The 3,617-nt window shown below is 55.0% G+C and carries 4 protein-coding genes; all 4 read right to left on the bottom strand.

Annotation, left to right across the window (positions count from 1 at the left end; translation table 11 throughout):
* On the bottom strand, positions 1-422 hold a 422-nt coding region (locus VNX88_01110), incomplete at its 3' end, for a type II toxin-antitoxin system VapC family toxin (GenBank protein HWY67228.1).
* Positions 419-655 (bottom strand): hypothetical protein, encoded by a 237-nt coding sequence (locus tag VNX88_01105; protein ID HWY67227.1) that lies wholly within the window; start codon positions 653-655, stop codon positions 419-421. The genes VNX88_01110 and VNX88_01105, both read right to left, overlap by 4 nt.
* A gap of 1,309 nt (positions 656-1,964) precedes the next feature.
* The gene (locus VNX88_01100; GenBank protein ID HWY67226.1) at positions 1,965-2,417 is read right to left on the bottom strand and encodes a PPC domain-containing DNA-binding protein; all 453 of its coding nucleotides are present in this window, start codon (positions 2,415-2,417) and stop codon (positions 1,965-1,967) included.
* Between the two features lie 9 nt (positions 2,418-2,426).
* Positions 2,427-3,323: an alpha/beta hydrolase gene (locus tag VNX88_01095; protein ID HWY67225.1), complete on the bottom strand. Its 897-nt coding sequence runs from the start codon at positions 3,321-3,323 to the stop codon at positions 2,427-2,429.
* Positions 3,324-3,617 lie beyond the last annotated feature (294 nt).

Genomic DNA, 3,617 nt, shown 5'->3' with positions numbered 1-3,617 from the left:
GTCGTTTTTAGGCCCACGGTTCGGGCCAGCTTCAGTTGCCGATCGTCAAAGGTCCAAAAGCGCTCCGCCTTGAGCTCGAGCGCGCAGGCTACGTGTAAACTGTCGAGCGTTCGAACTCCGAGCTTTGGCCCGTAGCGGCGGCCCAAGTCAACGCACACGTCAAGGGCAGCCTCGGGTACGTCTACGCTAGGCCAAACTCCAGCGGTTCGATCGTCGTGGAGCTCCTGATGTACGCGATTCGCTTCAGCAGTCGTCATCTGCCGGCGGAAGACTTGTTGCGATATGGCATGCGCCCATTCAGCGAAATGAAGCGGCGTAATACATGGCCTGGCGCCTGGGCTCAAAAGGAGGTCGGCCTTGGTGGAGTGAGCATCTTTTACGTAAATCGAGACGAAAAAGCTGGTATCGGCGTAAATCGTCAAAAGCGGCCTCGCTCCTCGGTGACGATGTCTGCTCCCGGTAGAACCCGATCGCCGAAGATCTTCTTGCGGCGGGCCGCGAAATCCGGAACCGCCACGGTTGTTTCTTGCTGCTCCGCTGGAACGATGCGGGCTATAACCTTGTTGCGGTCTCGGAGTTCCACAGTTTTTCCCGCCCGCAACCAGGCCTTCAGCTTTCGGGTGTCCCGTAGTTGACGGATGTTCACGTTAGGCATGCGATGATTGTGGCACATTGCGTGTCACATTGTCAAAGTCGTGAAGCGCTCCCAGCGCTCCCGTTGGCAACCCTGTTCCTCGCCAAAATATCATCCGTTCCAAAGATGGTGTGATTTGTACATGCGCGACGGTCAACAGCCTCAACTCAGGCCATCAGCGCTTTGTAGCCCACGTAGCCCAAATAAGCCGGGGGAATGCACAGGCAAATGCCGTCAATTCAAGGGATTTGGCCTGGTCCAGGCTGGTTCGGGACTAGGAGGTCGGGCGCGGCGTGACTTCAATGGAATTTCGGCCCGGTCCGTTCGTGAAGAGGCAGCAGAGCAGAGTTTCAGGACGAAGGCGAACCTCGTAACTTCGTTGGGGCGCGTGCCCGATCTGCCGGGTTCATTCAAGACACCCGAGAACGCCCGAAGTGAAACGGCCCGGATTCTCTTTCGAGCGTCCGGGCCGGTGTGTTTTCAGGTTTTCAGGTCAATCGTTCATGGATACGTTTCTCGTGGACCCACAACGCAGCACCGCATCTTCTCGCGAAGTTTGCGCGATAGATGGCGAGAGTTGGCTTCCAGGGTTGGGAATTCGGTTTTGTTACTCGTGTTACTTTTTTTGGGCACTTTCGATGTCCGTAGGAGAGACTGGAGGGCACTGAGACTCGTTCGTAAACAACAGAAAATGCGGGTTTTACGAATGAAGTGACAGAAAACAAGAGAGTTGCGGAAAAAGGAGCAATATAATCCCCCCTCTCCGTCAGAAACTCTAAGTGACTGATACCACACGCTATTTTTCTAACAGTTTCCCGTGTTACTAATTCTTGGATTTTTTCGACGGAATTTGCGCATCCTGTTCAGTCGACGTGAAAATCTAAATATAACGAAGATAAGGACTTCCAATTTTTGCGTCAGGGGGTTAGAAGTCCCATTCGGGGGGTTCGAAGGAACCATTCTCCGCATATGCCGAACGCACAAATGCCCGTTGCGGGCCAGAATCATTCGCGGAGGTTACCAGTGATGTCCGCGAACCGGACTTGATTTCGCCGAATTCAAATTGACGAGATACGCTGTTACTCAGGACTTGGGCTGTTGGCGACCGATGGAGGAATTTTTCTTGGACTGCTTTCCGCCTTTTCTCGATTCCTTGCGCTTGCTGCCCAAGCCCAACGGCATTCCATCACAACACGGCACAACATGTATCGCGATCCCGCCCTGGTGCACGGGCATTTAGAGTCCCGCCCGTGTTTCATTTCACAGCCTCACTCGGATTGTCCCACACGGGAGTGATTCTAGCCTCGCCCTAGTTTCCGGTTTTGCTGTTTTAGGACTTGGCCCGCTTCGCCAGGGGCTTAATCACCGCAATGCCTGACTCTGGATCGATGTACTTCTGAAGGTGCGCAGGACTCTCTGTCAGAACGACTTCGCATGTCGGCCGAATACGCGCCCCCAGCAAGTGACCACCATGCGCCGTTCCGTTTTTCTTTCCAACCACAGCATGAGCATGAACGACCGGCTCTCCATCCTTCAGCGCAACATCTCCGATAAGTGATAAGAGTTCAACTTGCTCATCGAGCGTTACCGACGGCTCATACCGTTTGTTTTCCCAACTGAGCCACCCCAGTCGCACTGACGAGAGTGCACCGATAGCCTTGAAGCTGGCGGCCGACAGCTTCTGCTCCTTGGCAAACTGAAGTAGCCCTGCCGCGAGCTCGTCTCCGGTTTGAAACACGAGGATGAACGTCTTCGGCGATTCGTCGATCTTCTTGAAATTCATAGGTCCTCCTTAGTCGCGGAAGAAGCGCAGGAATTCCTGCAGCACTTCTTCCGATTGCTCTTCTGCAAGATAATGTCCTGCGTCAAGGGCCCGTCCTTCCACAGGCGAGCTCGCGCGCTGTCGCCAGACTTCGAGAACGTTCCAGAGCTTCCCGACCGCGCCCTTTGCACCCCACAATGCGAGCACAGGAGCCTCAATTTTCCGTCCGGCTTTCTCATCGGCCTCATCCATCTCCAGGTCGATTTCCGCAGCCGCGCGAAAATCCTCGCAGCTCGCATGAATGGCCTCAGGAGTACAGAAGCAGCGTTTGTACTCCTTGCGAGCTTCTGCCGTAAGAGCTCCGGGCGTTCCGTTCTGCACCTCGAGATGCTCGTTAAGGAAGAATTCCGGATCTGCTCCGATCATATGTTCAGGCAATGGGGCTTTCTGGATAAGAAAGAACCACCACATGTACTTGGTGGCGAACTCCTTCGACGTATCCCGATACATGCGCAGAGTCGGCACAATCTCCAAGAAGCAGACTTTGCGGACTGCCTCTGGGTGATCTAAGCACAGTCGGTGAGCTGTTCTGGCCCCTCGGTCGTGAGAACCCACGTAAAACCGTTCATACCCGAGATGACGCATGACCTCGAGCTGGTCCTGAGCCATTGCGCGAAATGAGTAGTTGACGTGTCGCGCACCTCCCTCTGGCTTGCTCGAATCGCCGTAACCTCGCAGGTCAGTTAGCACAACGGCGAACCGGTCCGTGAGGTGCCTCGCAATCTTGTGCCAGATAACGTGTGTTTGGGGATAGCCATGAAGAAGGAGCAGAGGTGGACCTGAACCGGCCCGAAGGGTTCGTATCGTAGCCCCTGTCGTCGAGATATCTCCGACCAGAAAGCCCGGAAACAAGACAGACTCAATCACTGCGAAAGTCCTTCGGAGCTGTTGCATGTTGGATGCGCGTCCGCGAAAAAGGATGATGGTAATTTCCCAAATTGACCATAGCGCCCGATAGGCACGCAAAACCGGACAAGTCAAGTTCTAGGACGGGCCCGGTGCAGTGGTGTTGGACGGCAGCGCCGTGAGATAGGCGGCGAAGTTTTCGTTGAACAACGCGCCGGGCCGTTTTTCCCTCAGAAGCGCCACGGCATCCTCACCTTTCATCCCGAGATAGGTCAGCACCAATCCCGCGACCAGAGCCGACCGGTTGAAACCCAT

This window comes from Terriglobales bacterium (genome assembly GCA_035567895.1).
In the GTDB taxonomy this organism is placed as follows: Bacteria; Acidobacteriota; Terriglobia; order Terriglobales; family Acidobacteriaceae; genus Gp1-AA112.
The sequence above is the reverse complement of the archived record's forward strand: the minus strand, read 5'-3'. Positions and strand labels throughout refer to the sequence as shown.